This window comes from Paraburkholderia domus, assembly GCF_905220705.1.
GTDB classification, from domain to species: Bacteria; Pseudomonadota; Gammaproteobacteria; order Burkholderiales; family Burkholderiaceae; genus Paraburkholderia; species Paraburkholderia domus.
On record NZ_CAJNAT010000004.1, the window covers coordinates 348,324 to 362,170 of the forward strand.

Annotated in this window: 14 protein-coding genes and 1 pseudogene; 8 read left to right on the forward strand and 7 right to left on the reverse strand. The window is 61.3% G+C overall.

What is annotated here, in order from left to right; all coding sequences use genetic code 11:
* The first annotated feature begins 13 nt into the window (after positions 1–13).
* From KHO31_RS11790 to KHO31_RS11820, 7 genes are all read left to right on the forward strand, one after another.
* Entirely contained in the window at positions 14–1,399 is a 1,386-nt protein-coding gene (locus KHO31_RS11790; protein WP_211623359.1) for an FAD-dependent oxidoreductase, read from the forward strand.
* Entirely contained in the window at positions 1,396–2,577 is a 1,182-nt protein-coding gene (locus KHO31_RS11795; protein WP_201123078.1) for a CaiB/BaiF CoA transferase family protein, read from the forward strand. The genes KHO31_RS11790 and KHO31_RS11795 overlap by 4 nt, the downstream gene beginning before the upstream one ends.
* Positions 2,574–3,347 (forward strand): enoyl-CoA hydratase-related protein, encoded by a 774-nt coding sequence (locus KHO31_RS11800; protein ID WP_201074788.1) that lies wholly within the window; start codon positions 2,574–2,576, stop codon positions 3,345–3,347. The genes KHO31_RS11795 and KHO31_RS11800 overlap by 4 nt, the downstream gene beginning before the upstream one ends.
* Entirely contained in the window at positions 3,347–3,682 is a 336-nt protein-coding gene (gene fdxA / locus KHO31_RS11805; protein WP_201074790.1) for a ferredoxin, read from the forward strand. The genes KHO31_RS11800 and fdxA overlap by 1 nt, the downstream gene beginning before the upstream one ends.
* A 9-nt stretch (positions 3,683–3,691) precedes the next feature.
* Positions 3,692–4,606 (forward strand): LysR family transcriptional regulator, encoded by a 915-nt coding sequence (locus KHO31_RS11810; RefSeq protein WP_201074792.1) that lies wholly within the window; start codon positions 3,692–3,694, stop codon positions 4,604–4,606.
* 23 nt (positions 4,607–4,629) lie between these two features.
* The gene (locus tag KHO31_RS11815) at positions 4,630–6,075 is read left to right on the forward strand and encodes an NAD-dependent succinate-semialdehyde dehydrogenase (protein ID WP_211623361.1); all 1,446 of its coding nucleotides are present in this window, start codon (positions 4,630–4,632) and stop codon (positions 6,073–6,075) included.
* 120 nt (positions 6,076–6,195) lie between these two features.
* The gene (locus KHO31_RS11820) at positions 6,196–6,909 is read left to right on the forward strand and encodes a glutathione S-transferase family protein (RefSeq protein WP_211623362.1); all 714 of its coding nucleotides are present in this window, start codon (positions 6,196–6,198) and stop codon (positions 6,907–6,909) included.
* A 311-nt stretch (positions 6,910–7,220) separates the two neighbouring features.
* Here KHO31_RS11820 and KHO31_RS11825 read toward each other — a convergent pair whose 3' ends face one another.
* The 4 genes and pseudogenes from KHO31_RS11825 to KHO31_RS11840 all read right to left on the reverse strand — a co-directional run bounded on the left by KHO31_RS11825 (position 7,221) and on the right by KHO31_RS11840 (position 10,133).
* Complete coding sequence (locus KHO31_RS11825) at positions 7,221–7,691, reverse strand: ribonuclease (protein ID WP_201087158.1); 471 nt, start codon at positions 7,689–7,691, stop codon at positions 7,221–7,223.
* A gap of 203 nt (positions 7,692–7,894) precedes the next feature.
* Positions 7,895–8,203: pseudogene (locus tag KHO31_RS11830) on the reverse strand (NUDIX domain-containing protein); the annotation flags it as partial.
* Positions 8,204–8,299: 96 nt separating this feature from the next.
* Positions 8,300–8,749: a type II 3-dehydroquinate dehydratase gene (locus KHO31_RS11835; protein WP_201084033.1), complete on the reverse strand. Its 450-nt coding sequence runs from the start codon at positions 8,747–8,749 to the stop codon at positions 8,300–8,302.
* Positions 8,750–8,765: 16 nt separating this feature from the next.
* Positions 8,766–10,133 (reverse strand): MFS transporter, encoded by a 1,368-nt coding sequence (locus KHO31_RS11840; RefSeq protein ID WP_211623364.1) that lies wholly within the window; start codon positions 10,131–10,133, stop codon positions 8,766–8,768.
* 229 nt (positions 10,134–10,362) lie between these two features.
* Here KHO31_RS11840 and KHO31_RS11845 point away from each other — a divergent pair, with 229 nt between their 5' ends.
* Complete coding sequence (locus KHO31_RS11845; RefSeq protein ID WP_201084032.1) at positions 10,363–11,145, forward strand: IclR family transcriptional regulator; 783 nt, start codon at positions 10,363–10,365, stop codon at positions 11,143–11,145.
* Positions 11,146–11,364: 219 nt separating this feature from the next.
* Here KHO31_RS11845 and KHO31_RS11850 read toward each other — a convergent pair whose 3' ends face one another.
* From KHO31_RS11850 to KHO31_RS11860, 3 genes are all read right to left on the reverse strand, one after another.
* The gene (locus tag KHO31_RS11850) at positions 11,365–12,090 is read right to left on the reverse strand and encodes an alpha/beta fold hydrolase (protein WP_201108458.1); all 726 of its coding nucleotides are present in this window, start codon (positions 12,088–12,090) and stop codon (positions 11,365–11,367) included.
* Between the two features lie 142 nt (positions 12,091–12,232).
* The gene (locus tag KHO31_RS11855; RefSeq protein ID WP_211623366.1) at positions 12,233–13,156 is read right to left on the reverse strand and encodes a LysR family transcriptional regulator; all 924 of its coding nucleotides are present in this window, start codon (positions 13,154–13,156) and stop codon (positions 12,233–12,235) included.
* A 68-nt stretch (positions 13,157–13,224) separates the two neighbouring features.
* On the reverse strand, positions 13,225–13,521 hold the full coding sequence (locus KHO31_RS11860; protein WP_236061683.1) for a hypothetical protein: 297 nt from the start codon (positions 13,519–13,521) through the stop codon (positions 13,225–13,227).
* Positions 13,522–13,847 lie beyond the last annotated feature (326 nt).

Here is a 13,847-nt window from a genome sequence, read left to right on the forward strand (position 1 = left end):
TCAGAGGAGACAAGTGAACATGATCAGCGATTTGATTCAGGAAAGCGTGCGCGATGTGCGCGTTGCGGCCAAGGCAAACGTCGTGGTGGTGGGCGGCGGTCCCGCAGGACTGTCGGCAGCGATCGGGGCGGCGCGCAACGGCGCCGAGGTGATTCTGCTGGAGCGTTACAACCACCTGGGCGGCCTCGCATCCGGCGGCATGGTGCTGGTACTCGACGACATGTGGGACAACCACCTGCAGGAAATTTCGGTGCGCGGTGTCTGCATGACCTTCATCGAACGGATGGCGGCGCGCAAGCTGGCGATGTTCCCGCGCTCGGACGAGTGGGGCGAAGATCCCGCTGCGTATCGCAAGTGGGGGCGTTGGGGCACCTTCGATTTTCACAGCCAGAAGACGCCTCACCCGGTCTGTTTCGCCGCAGCGTTCGATCCGGATGCGATGAAGCGTGTCGCGCTGGAGATGGTGGAATCGCTCGGCATCAAGTTGCGTCTGCATTCATGGTTCTCGCGCACGCTGGTCGAAGACGGTCAGGTGAAGGGCGTGATCTGCGAGACGAAGAGCGGCCGTGAAGCGATCCTCGCCGACGTGGTGATCGACGCGACCGGGGACCTGGATGTTGCGGCGTCGGCGGGCGTGCCGCATGTCGGCGGCACCTATATCACGACGACGGTATTTCGACTCGGCGGCGTAGATACGGAAGCGGCCGAGCGTTTCGAAGCCGAAGAACCCGACGCGTTTGCGGCACTGGATCGTCAGATCAAGCGCATTCTCGGTGGCTCGTGGGGCTACTGGTGGTTGAAGACACCGCTGCCCGGTGTGGTGTGGTGCAACTGCCCGCACATGGCCGGTCTCGACGGCCTCAAGCCTGAAGACCTGACACGCGCGGAAGTGCAGGGCCGGCAGCACATTCACGCGGTGGTCGATTTCGTGCGCGAGAAGCTGCCCGGCTTCGAGCAGTGTTACGTGATCGACGTCGCGCCGCAAACCGGCGTGCGCCAGACGCGCCTGCTCGAAGGCGAGTATGTGATGACGAAGGATGACCTCGCGCAGCGTACCCGTTTCGACGACAGCATCGCGCGTGGCCGTGATTACTACATGCCGTATCGCGTGTTGCTGCCGAAGCAGATCGACAACCTGCTGGTTGCCGGCCGTCACTATTCGGCGACCTCGCAGGCGCAGAAGATGTCGCGTGAAATCCCGCCTTGCATGGCGATGGGCGAAGCCGCCGGTGTGGCTGCCGCGCTCTCCCTCAATGCAGGCGTGCGAGTGCGCGATGTCGACGTGCACGCACTGCAGACGACCTTGCGTGCGCAAGGCGCCGATCCGGGCGACCAGACCGGCCGCAATGCCGACGTCCCGTCGATTGCCGCACACATTCAGAAGCGGGAGGCCGCATGAGCGTCGCCGACAACGTTGCAAAGACCGCTGACCTGCCGCTTTCCGGCGTACGCGTCGTCGATCTCACGCAGGTCATGATGGGCCCGGTCTGCACGCAGATGCTCGCCGATTACGGCGCCGACGTGATCAAGGTCGAGCGAAAGGGCGCGGGCGACTTGAGCCGCTCGACGTTCGAGCCGGTGGCCGGCGCGGACAATCCGATCTTCTGCAGTCTGAATCGCAACAAGCGCAGCGTGGCACTCGACCTGCGCGACGCGCAGCAACTGGCTGATCTGAAGGCGCTGATCGCGGACGCGGATGTAGTTGTCAGCAATTTCCGCGCGGGCGTGATGGACCGCATGGGCGTCGGCTATGAAGACTGCCGCCGATTGAATCCGCGGGTCATCTACGCGGTGGGCACGGGATTCGGCGAAACCGGACCGTATGCGCACAAAGGTGGCCAGGACGTGCTCGCCCAGGCGATGAGCGGTGTGATGGCGCGTCGCGCGGATGAGTCGCTGCCGATTTCCGTGTACCCGACAGCGCTCGCCGACTATTCGGCTGGCATGCACATGGTGCAGGGCATCCTGCTCGCGCTGCTGCATCGTGAACGCACGGGCGAGGGGCAGAAGGTCAACGTGTCGCTGTACAACTCGATGCTTGCGATGCAGATGCAGGAAGCCGCCATGATCATGATGGCCGACTCGGAAGTGAACTGGGCCGCGATGCCGCTCTCGGGTGTCTTCGATACACAGGATGGTGCGCTGGTACTGGTGGGAGCGTTCAAGGCGAATCCGCTGCGCGACATCTGTACCGCGCTGCAGATCGAAGACCTTTCGGTTGATGCGCGCTTTTGCAATCTCAACCAGCAGTTCGCTCACAAGACGGAATTGCAACGCATCTTCCGGGAGCGCTTTGCGAGCAACACACGCGATTTCTGGCTCGCGCGACTCGAAGAGCAGGACCTGCTGTGCGCACCGGTGCGTGATCTGCGTGAAGCACTGGTCGATCCTCAGACGCTGCATAACCGACTGATTCTGGAAGGCGAGGGCGAAGGCCAGCCGGTGCGCTTCATCGGCAGTCCGATCGAGCTCTCGCTTGCGCCGGTCGGCTTGCGACGTGGGCCGCCGCGCCTCGGCCAGCATACCGAAGAGGTCCTGCAACAATTGCGCGGCAAGGTCGCCACGGAGGCTGTATGAGCGTACGTCTTGTCATCGACCAGCACGTTGCCACGGTGACGCTGGCGCGGCCGGAAGCACTCAACGCCGTGGACCTGACCACCGAAGCGGAACTGCAACGCGTGTGGACCGAGCTCGAGCATAGCCGCGACGTACGCGTCGTGGTCCTGACCGGCGAGGGCGAGCGCGCGTTCTGCGTCGGCGCGGACCTGAAGAATCCGTCGGTGAGCGGCCTGGAATACTGGGCGGCGCCACGCCCAGGCGGCTTTGGCGGCATTGCGCTGCGCGAGACGCTGAACGTGCCGGTGATTGCGCGGGTCAACGGTTATGCGCTGGGGGGCGGATTCGAAATGGTGTTGGGGTGCGATCTGGTGGTCGCTTGTGAAGAGGCGAGCTTCGGGCTGCCCGAAGCGCTCGTCGGGCGCATGCCGCTCGACGGCGGCATGACCCTGCTGCAACGCCAGATTCCGTACCGCCAGGCGATGGCGATGCTGATGACCGGCCGCCGCGTCTCGGCACGCGAAGCACTCGACATGGGCCTCGTCAACGAAGTCGTGCCGCGTGCCGAGCTGGACACCGCCGTCGACCGCTGGGTTCAGGCGCTGCTCGCGTGTGCCCCGCTATCGCTGCAGGCGATCAAGCAAGTGGTCAAGCGCACCTCCACACTCTCGCCGGCGGACGCTCAGGCACTGCGACTGCCCGCCTTGGTCGCCGCGCTGGAATCCGATGACGCGAATGAAGGCGTGCGCGCCTTCCAGGAAAAGCGCAAGCCGGTCTGGAGTGGACGCTGATGGCCTACGTCATCACGTCGCCCTGCATCGATGTCAAAGACGGTGCGTGTGTGCAATGCTGCCCCGTTGACTGCATCTACGAAGGCGGGCGCACGCTCTACATCCACCCCGGGGAATGCATCAACTGCGGGGTGTGTGTATCGGTGTGCCCGACCGAGGCGATCTTTCACGATGAAGAACTCCCGCAGTCGGAGGCCATGTTCGCCGCCGTGAACCGGGATTTCTTCGGGCCGGAAGCGAGTGCGCTCGGTTCCCCGGGTGGCGCATGCGACGTGGGCAAGGTAGCCTGCGATCATCCCGTGGTCGCAGCCTGGACGGTGCGGCCGATGAACTGAGAAAACACGATGCATGCGAATGTCCTGAAGTATTTTGTCGAAGTGGCTCGGTGCAGTTCGATCCGCAAGGCTGCGCAGAACCTCTATGTTGCGTCGAGCGCGGTCAACCGGCAGATCCTGAAGCTCGAAGCCGAGATGGGGACCGAACTGTTCGACCGGCTGCCGAACGGCATCCGCTTGAACGCGGCCGGTGAGCGCATGCTGCAACACATTCGCGCGACGCTGAACGACTTCCACTTGATGCGCAGCGAACTTGACGACCTGAAGGGCGAGCGCAAGGGACACGTGTCTGTGGTGGCGATGGATTCGCTTTTCGTCGATTTTCTGCCGGCGACCGTCGAGGAGTTTTCGGACGCCTATCCGGCTGTCACTTATTCGATCGCCGCGGTGCCGCCGCACGACGTACCGACGCGACTCGTGAGTGGCGAGTATGACGTCGGCATTACGTACATTACGAAGCTGCCCGCCGGGCTCGATGTGGTGACCGAGGTATCGTTGCCGCCGGGTGTGGTCATGGCATCGTCCCATCCGCTAGCGAAGGCGGAGCGCATCAGCTTCGACGAATGCCGCAATCACGCGTTTCTGCGGCTCGAAGGACGATCGCCGATCCAGGGCGTCGTCACGACCGACTTTCCCGAGTACTGGGAGTCGCTGCACCCGAGCGTCACGTGTAATTCGACGACGCTGCTCAAGCGGCTGATTGCGTCAGGGCGCGGCATTTCATTTTTCTCCAAACTGGCTTTCCTCGACGAACTGGCGCGCGGTGACGTGGTATGGAGGCCGCTCGACGACGTGAACGTCAATGCACTTACCGTCGGCATCATCACACCCAACCAGCGTGCGCTACCTCACGTGACGCTGGAGTTCGTCGAACGTATCGTGCGGCGCCTGAGGCACGTCGAATTGGCGTTGCGTGACGCCTGATCTTTAACTAACAGGAATACAACGTGGTCACATCAGGCTATACAGATACGCGCCTCTTGATTAACGGCGAATGGTGCGACGCTGCGAGCGGCAAAACCCTCGACGTCATCAATCCTGCCACCGGTAAAGCCATCGGCAAGGTGGCCCATGCTGGCATTGCCGATCTGGACCGGGCGCTGGCGGCCGCGCAGCGCGGCTTCGAAGCCTGGCGCAAGATTCCGGCCAACGAACGCGCGACGACCATGCGCAAGGCCGCAGCCTTGGTGCGCGAGCGCGCTTCGGACATCGCCCGCCTGATGGTGCAGGAACAGGGCAAGCCGTTCGCCGAGGCACGCGTCGAAGTGCTGTCCGCGGCGGACATCATCGAGTGGTTCGCCGACGAAGGCCGCCGCGTCTACGGCCGGATCGTGCCGCCGCGCAATCTGGCGGTTCAGCAAACCGTGCTCAAGGAACCGATCGGCCCGGTGGCCGCCTTCACGCCGTGGAATTTCCCGGTCAATCAGGTTGTGCGCAAGCTGAGCGCGGCGCTCGCGTGCGGCTGCTCGTTCCTCGTCAAGGCGCCGGAAGAAACCCCGGCGTCTCCGGCGGCGCTGTTACAGGCGTTCGTCGAAGCCGGCGTGCCGGCTGGGACGGTCGGCCTCGTGTTCGGCGATCCGGCGGAGATTTCCAGCTACCTGATTGCGCATCCGGTGATCCGCAAGGTCACGTTCACCGGTTCGACGCCGGTCGGCAAGCAACTGGCCGCACTGGCCGGCACGCACATGAAGCGCGCGACGATGGAGTTGGGCGGTCATGCGCCTGTCATCGTGGCTGAAGATGCCGACGTGGCGCTGGCCATCAAGGCCGCGGGCGCCGCAAAGTTCCGCAATGCGGGCCAGGTCTGCATCTCGCCGACACGCTTTCTGGTGCATAACAGCATCCGCGAAGAATTCGCCACCGCGCTCGTCAAGCACGCTGAAGGCCTCAAGCTCGGCGACGGCCTGACGGAAGGCACGACCCTGGGGCCGCTCGCCAACGCCCGCCGTCTCACCGCGATGAGCAAGGTGCTCGACGACGCGCGCAAGACCGGCGCGAAGGTCGAGACAGGCGGCGAACGCGTGGGCTCGGAAGGCAACTTCTTTGCACCGACCGTCCTGACCAACGTGTCGCTCGAGTCGGACGTATTCAACAACGAGCCGTTCGGCCCGATCGCCGCGATCCGCGGTTTCGACACGCTCGAAGAAGCGATCGCTGAGGCAAACCGCCTGCCGTTTGGTCTCGCCGGTTATGCGTTCACGAAGTCGTTCCGCAACGTGCATCTGCTGTCGCAACAGATGGAAGTCGGCATGCTGTGGATTAACCAGCCTGCTGCGCCCTGGCCGGAAATGCCGTTTGGCGGCGTGAAGGATTCGGGGTATGGGTCGGAAGGGGGGCCGGAAGCCATGGAAGGCTATCTGGTGACCAAGGCGGTTTCGGTGATGGCGGTGTAGCTTTTAGCAGTAGGCACTCGGTTTGACATGAGACGGGTCGAGGAAGGGGCTACTTGTCGGTAGTCCGCTGCCCGACTCGGGGTTGATCTTCGGTCGCATGAACGCATCGGGAGGCAGTACATGCTGACGCTCTACTCGTATCCGGATCTGTTCGGTGTAGCGGACAACAATCCATTCGGACTGAAAGTCTTCGCATTTCTTCGACTGTGCCGCCTGTCGTTCAAGCACCGGCACGTTCTCAATACCGCACAAGCGCCGCGCGGCCAGTTACCCTACATCGTCGATGGTGCCGACATGATTGGCGATAGTGATGCGATCATGGCGCACATCAAACGCAAGTACTCGCCGTCGATCGACAACGGACTCTCGCCCGGCCAATTTAACCTCGACCTGCTGGTTCGCCGCACGTTGGACGACTTGTACTGGCCGATGAGCTATTCCCGCTGGCGCGACGACCGCTTCTGGCCGACCTTCCGGGACGCGCTACTGACCACACATCCGCAGATCGCACCAGCCGAACTGGATGCCGCGAGGGCGTACAACAGCCAGCGGTACTACTATCAGGGCATCGGCCGCTACGAGTCCGAGCAGGTCTATGCGCGTGGCATCAGCGACCTTGGCGTAATCGCAGACCTGCTCGGCGACAGCGGCTTCGTGTTTGGCCCGCAGCCGGCGAGCCTCGATGCGGGCATCTACGGGTTTGTCGCGAATATCTACTTCTATGGGATCGACACGCCGCTGAAGCAGTACGTGCTGTCCCGGCCAAATCTGGTGCGCCATTGCCTCGCCGTGCATGACGCGGTGGAGGGTCGTGCGCAAAAGTCCGCTGTCTGAGTGAATGAAGCAGGCGAAGGGTTTTTGACGGCTGGCTATTGTCTGGTATCGATCGACCGCACGCGGACCCGAATCGGCCCCAAGCCGCCTGAATTTCAATGACCGTTACCAGGTGCCTAACTGCCCCCGGGCCGGGGACCGCTGGAATGGCGGTCTGTGGCGGGTCGACCGCATACGAGTGGGAAGAGGCCGCAGAAGACGGTCCCCGTTGCCCCTGCCACTGATCATGCCATCGCGGCGCGGCCTCTGAAAACACAATGCCCCGGCGTCGGCTTTATAGCTGGCCCGGGGGTGTTTTTAATTGGCTCCAGTTATTCTGCAATGCGTTTGAAGCTGGCGTAGTAATCGTCGGTGTAGTAGCAGTCGCCAGTTTGCCTGCGCGGTCCACCACATACGATGCGGCGCTGCCCTCGATCCGCCGAGCCAGGCGTGCGAACTGTGTATGCGTGGTAATAGCCGCGCGGATGCTGCGGGAGCAATGCCGCGCTGTTGCGGAACAGGACACCGTCCTCGCCAAAAGGGAACGGGCCGCCCGCTTTGATCAGGCGCAGTGTTTCGGCTGCTTCCCCCGGCAACTGAGCCTTGGTAACGGTGACCGGCGCGCTCTGCCCTTGCGCGCTCGATGCGGCGGGGGTGTTGCTCGCGGCCTGCCCAAGCTGACCCGGCGCTTGACTCGCGGATGCGCCCGGTTCCTGCGTCGCGTTTTGCGATCCGGTCTTGCCGCATCCGCCGAGGATCGCGCTCAAGGCGAGGATGCAGGAAAAAGCCCACGCTAGCTTCACGAAATGGTTGTCTCCGGGTTGACCAGCACTCGACGACCACGAACGATTTAAGGGTATCGCTAATGGCAGAGTGAATCAATGTCCGACCGGAAATAGAAATTTTTAACTCGATCACCAGGCCGATGCGCGGTTTTCGGCGTTCGAGAAGTATTCAAATCCCGTCACCAGGGCCCGTCAAGATGTCCCGAACGGAAAAGGGCGAATCAACAGCAGAAATCTCTGCCGAGATACGCAGTGACCGCCTTCGTCAACGCGATGCCCCCCAATTCCTCCGGCGATGCCAGATGCGCGGTGACAATCTCACGATTATCAAGCCGCGGCTCGGGCATGCAATCGAGGTGCAGTTCAAAGAAATGCACCCAGTCTCTTCGCCCGTCCCAAATGCCGCACGCGCTGCCCGCCGGGAGTAATGTGTAGGATGGCAAAGCAATATCCTTCTCCATTTCGCGCCGTGCCGCTGCATCAGGCGTCTCACCGGGCCGGATACTACCGCCGGGAAAATTCCACTCGGCTGAAGCAACAAGATAGGGCCGTCTGAGAGTTCGCCATTATTCACCCAGCTTATCGCCGGTCGAGGTAACGTTTGCGAACTTTCTGTTAGCGCCTCGTCACACTTGTACGCGCTGGATGGCGCCAGCGACCGCTCGCACGGCGAGCAGGTATCCATCAACACCAAGGCCGCATATCACGCCGCGTGCCGCCAATGAGATCAGCGAATGTCGATACTGTTCCTCCCGCTGATGGATGTTGGTGATGTGCACCTCGATCACCGGTTGGCGAATCAGCTTGACTGCATCAAGAACGGGTATCGACGCAAACGAAAACCCCGCTGGGTTGATGACGACGGCCGCATCCCTTTCGAAGGCTTCCTGCAACCAGTCGACCATCACGCCTTCGTGGTTCGTCTGGCGAAAATCGCATTCCAGGCCAAGCTCAGCCGCAAGGGCTTCAGTACGCTCTTTCACCTGGGCAAGGGTTGTCGTGCCATACAGGTGCGGTTCGCGCTTGCCAAGCATGTTCAGGTTCGAACCGTTCAGGACATAAACAAGTGGTTTCATCAGCATTGCCTGCGTTTCAGTGAGAATGGGATTGAGTGGGCGCGTGCCCTGATGAACCAATGACTTCTTCCGCGGAGTCGACCCGGTTCATGTCGATACCCAGCGTTTCAGGGGCGGTGAGGATCGCGATGAGCGAAATGACGTTGAACACGACGCACACTGCGATGACGCCCCACGGCGAGCCATTGCAAAGCGCGAAGAGCCAGACGGCAAGAACAGGCATCGGTCCTCCGGCGACCAGATTGGCGCCGGTATAGGCAAGCGCCGAGCCCGAGTAGCGCACGTTGGTTGGGAATGCCTCAGCGAATGCAACAGGTTGTATGCCGCTCTGGAATTGGGTGAATCCGAGAAAGAAGCCCATTGCAGCCAGCATGGGTACGAAACTCTTCGTATCGAGAATCTGAAAGTACACGAACAGCATGAGCAAAGTTGCGATCGACCCGATCGCGAGCGCTTTCTTGCGACCGATACGGTCGCTCAGCATGCCGCCGGCCAGCGCGCCGACGATGGCGCACACGTTCGCGCCCATCAACAGCAGGAAGCCCGTCTGTTTCGGCACGCCCAGCGTTTTCGTGACATAACTCAACGAGAACACAACGATCAGATAGAAGATCGCCGCAGGGCCGCAGAAGAACAACATCCATCGCAGCACCACTCGCCAGTGAAGGCGCAGTGCATCGCGCAACGGGCTGCCCACATGGGCTACTTCGGTTTTACGGAGCGCGACGAACGCGGGCGTCTCACTGACTCGAAGCCGGATGTAGATACCGACGATCACGAGAATGAAGCTCAGGACGAACGGAATGCGCCAGCCATACGCGTCGAACGCCTGCGCTGACATCGTCGATGAAAGTGCTAGCAATACGCCGTTGGCCATGATCTGACTGAGCGGCGAGCACAAGCCGAGCAGGCCGGAGTACTTGCCGCGACGATCGGGACTTGCGTGTTCGATCGCCATCAACTGCGCTCCCGTCGATTCCCCACCCAGCGCGAAACCCTGCAGGATGCGAAGCACAACCAGCAATAGCGGCGCCCATACGCCGATGCTCGCATAGGTCGGCAGCAAGCCCATCAGCATCGAGCAGAGACCCATCACGGTGACGGTGCCGAGCATCAGATTGCGCCGGCCCAGCTTGTCGCCAAGGTAGCCGCAAATGATGGCGCCAAGTGGCCGCGCCGCGAGTCCAACACCGAACGTGGCGAGCGATGCCAACAACGCGGAGGTCGAATCCATCGAGGGGAAAAACAGGTTGGGCAGCACGGTGGCGGCTAGCGCGCCATATAACGTGAAATCAAACCATTCGAGTGCGGTCCCGACCGCCGCCGCGGTCACTGCGCGCGTGCGCATCGCCTGCTGCGCGGGTAGGTGCGATTGCTGATCCATGTTGTCTCCTGTTCCAAACCTGTGTCGGTGTCACGTGCCGGCAAACCTTGTCATGTCGACCGCGAGTGGTCCGTCTTTTGATATGCGTCTCATGCGGTGTGCGCGATGAAGCGTTCGACGAGACGGCATGTTGCACAGATTAACAGCGGTAGTGGGACAGCGTTCCAGACTGGAATCTAGTTCCGCATTATGCAATCATGCATGTTCTACTGAATTGACGGGAGGTTCCATGCCGGGTGTCACCGAGAGAACACTGGCGGTGCTCGAATTTCTGGCGACACAGATGGAAGGAACGCCACTCGCGTTGATCTCGGATCAACTTGAGATCCCGCGTAGCGCCTGCCATCGTCTGCTCGCCGATCTTAAGCAGTGCGGCTATGTGCGTCAGTTACGCGAGCAGGGCGACTATGTGCTAACCACGAAGCTGGTCGGGCTGGGTCTCAGCTATCTCGCGACGTCCGGCATCATCGATATCGCGCAAACCATGCTCGACCGTCTTGCGGAAACATCCGGCGAACTCGTGCGGCTCGCGATCGTCGACGGAGACAGGCTGACGTGGGTTGCCAAGTCGCAGGGAGCGCTGAAGGGCTTGCGGTACGACCCGGACATGGGCATGGATACCATTCTGTCGTGCAGTGCGACCGGCCACGCGTGGATGATGACCATGACCGATGAGCGGGCGCTCGAATTGGTGACACGCCAGGGGTTTGGGCAGCCGAAGCAGTACGGCCCGAACGCACCGACCACCGTGAAGGCGCTGCTGGGGTTCGTCGATGCTGCTCGTTCCCGCGGCTACGCAACAATTTATGAGGTGTTTGCGCCGGGGATGACGGCGATGGCCGCTCCAGTCCAACGACGGGGTTACCCGGCGATAGGGGTCATCAGCATTGCAGGCCCGGCCGTCAGATTGACGGAAAAGCGCATGACGGCACTCGGACCTGCGCTTGTGACGGCTGCAAACGAACTCGCGGCCGCCAGCCTGGCATCTCCGCTCTTTGGTCGAGTGCGCTAGTGTCCGACGCGCGGTCGAAGCGCATACGATCGAATATTAGGTTTGCTTATGGATCATCAACGGACCTCCACGAATGCTCGTGATTGGCCGCAGGTGGCCCACTGCGGAAGTTGGATGGGCCGAGATAAAGTGTCCGGAGCCGGACATTCGAGCCGTCAGTGCGTTGAAGGCGCGCGCAACTTGCCAGCGGAAACGCTATCCACGGCCGTATGCATACGCTTAAAGCGATGCCTGTTCCAGAAACTTTCTAATCTCGAGAGAGTAGGCGCCAGGATGCGAGAACCTGAGCATGTGGCCGGTGCGCGGCATGATGACTTCCTGCGAACCCTTTATGCCTTTCAGGAGGATCCCCGCCGCTTCTTCGCCGATCAGCTTGTCTTCCTCGGGAGTCAGGATCAGCGTGGGTACCTCGATTTTCTTCAGCAGGGCCGTATAGTCCACCTTCTCGATCGAGCGCAGGCGGTTGACGTAGGCTTTGTGGGGCGTCTCCTTGACGAAGAGGGCGTGACTCTTTCCGGTTGACCAGGGGATCTCCCCCTTCTTATCAAACGACGAAGCCAACTGCGCTGCGTGGACTCGAAGGGTCGTCTGTCGGTAAAAGGGCCCAGGGAAGAACGGTGCAAGCGCTGCCAGCGTCTTGAGTAAGGGCGACGTGATCGGACTCCTGGCAAAGCCACCAGAGAGCACCAGACCCTTAAGGCCCTTCGGCTGCCGCGTCGCAACCGCGATCGAGGAGACCGCGCCGTACGAATCGCCAACTAATACATAGCTCTCGAGATCCTTCACCTGGTCAGCGATGAAGTCGGCCAACGTTTCCAGATTGCACACGTCGTCCGGCAAACGAAGGGTACGCATGGGGCGGCTCTGCAAGTAGGTCAACTGGTTAAGCTGCCACGGGGCCCCTGCGAAACAAGGGATCATGACCAAGGTGGGCTCTGTTTTCATGGGGTACGCCTGGCGGCTTGAATAAACGATCACCGAACTCTAGGAGGACCGAGGCATTCGATCCAATGGCATTTACACACCATGTCGATGCACGAGATTCATGACCCCGGGTCGCTCCGGCCGCGGCAAGCCCTGCCGATGTTTAGTCCGTGATCATCATGTTCGTAATCCACTCGACGGCGGGCTCGTTGGCGCGCCCTCGGGCTCGAATAACGAGCACCTCCCAGGTTGGTAGCGCCAAGGGCACCTCAAAAAGGCTCAGCTGCGCGGTCTCCTGCATCCGCAATGCGACCCGCTCGGCAACAACGGCAATCGATTCCGAAGCGCCGACCATGAACGGAACAGCCAGAAAGCTGGGGCAGGTGACGTTCACCTTGCGGGTACGACCGAGGTTCTCCAGCGCATCGTCGACAGGGCCCCGTGTATCGCCGCGCGGCGAGACCAGAATGTGGGGCAGGCGAGCGAAGTCATCCAATTCCATGTGCAGCTTTTTGCCTCGCTCGACCAGAGCTGGGTGGCCCTTGCGCGCGATGCCGACGAAACGCTCCTGATGGACAAGCTGGCAATCAAAGCGCTGCGGGATCTGGGCAAAGGAGCCCGACCCTAGCACGATGTCGAACTCGCCGGCGTCTAACATGCGCAGAGCGGATTCGGTATCGGCCGGCCTGAGCCTCAGCACGACGTCCGGCGCAGCGGCTTGGATCTTGGCCAGAACAGGGGCGATGACGGTCAATATGGCGTGATCGGTGGCCGCCACTGAGAGCATCGCTTGCAAACGACTTGGATCGAACGGGCCACGTGGACTGGCGACGAGCCTGATCGACTCGAGCACCGCCGCCACTCTCGGCATTAACTCGATGGCCAGCGGCGTCGGCGCGATCCCGCGGGGGTTACGAATGAAAAGCTGATCAGAAAAAGCCGTACGCAGCCTCGATAGGGCGTGGCTGGTTGCGGACTGGGACAAATGCAATCTTTCGGCCGCGCGGCCGACGTGCCTTTCGGCCCAAAGCGCCTCAAGTACAACCAGAAGGTTGAGATCGAAACGCGTCAGATCCAGGGGCTTCATGCTGTATTAGCCTTTTCGGTCATAACTCGAAGCACGGAACTTTCATACGGCCCTTTCGGGGCTGCTAGCTAACTTGCGCCGTTGCCACCCTGCCAGCTAACGTACGCGGCGGTACTCATCGCGTCGATGTTCGGCAGCTCGCCGATGCGAACGTGCTGAAAAAAACCCAAGCAATGGCCCCAAGGGCATTTTTCTGGTGTGGGTTCAATCCAGCACGAATATCCTAAGCGTTTCCAATCCAACGATCTGTCATCGTTGACGCGTCGAAGAAGCTCCTGTGCGATTACCTCGCACCAGCTTAAGGCGTCTTCCGCCGACTCCGCTTCGATCAATACGCCAGTTGACGATTCGTAGTCTTCGATCACTCCGCGCTCGAATAGCTCACGTGGCTCAGGCTCGTGATACTGGAAAATGACGAGATATTCGTGCGTCATGCCGTAAGGAAACGATTGAGGGTTTGTCCCGGACGCAGTTCGTGCCAACGTCGTCGAGACCTGCCATCGATTGTCGATGATCTGCGCACCGATGTCGAATGTCTGAAAGTGTTCAGGTTTATACGATGCCTGCCCGCATGTGCCTGTGGCGCGCGCCCATGCCCGTGGTTGAGGGCAGGCAGTCTATGGGAAAGATAACCCTTCGCCCGAGATCACAGCGTACCCTTCCGACACGAGGATCGGTGCGACATACCGCG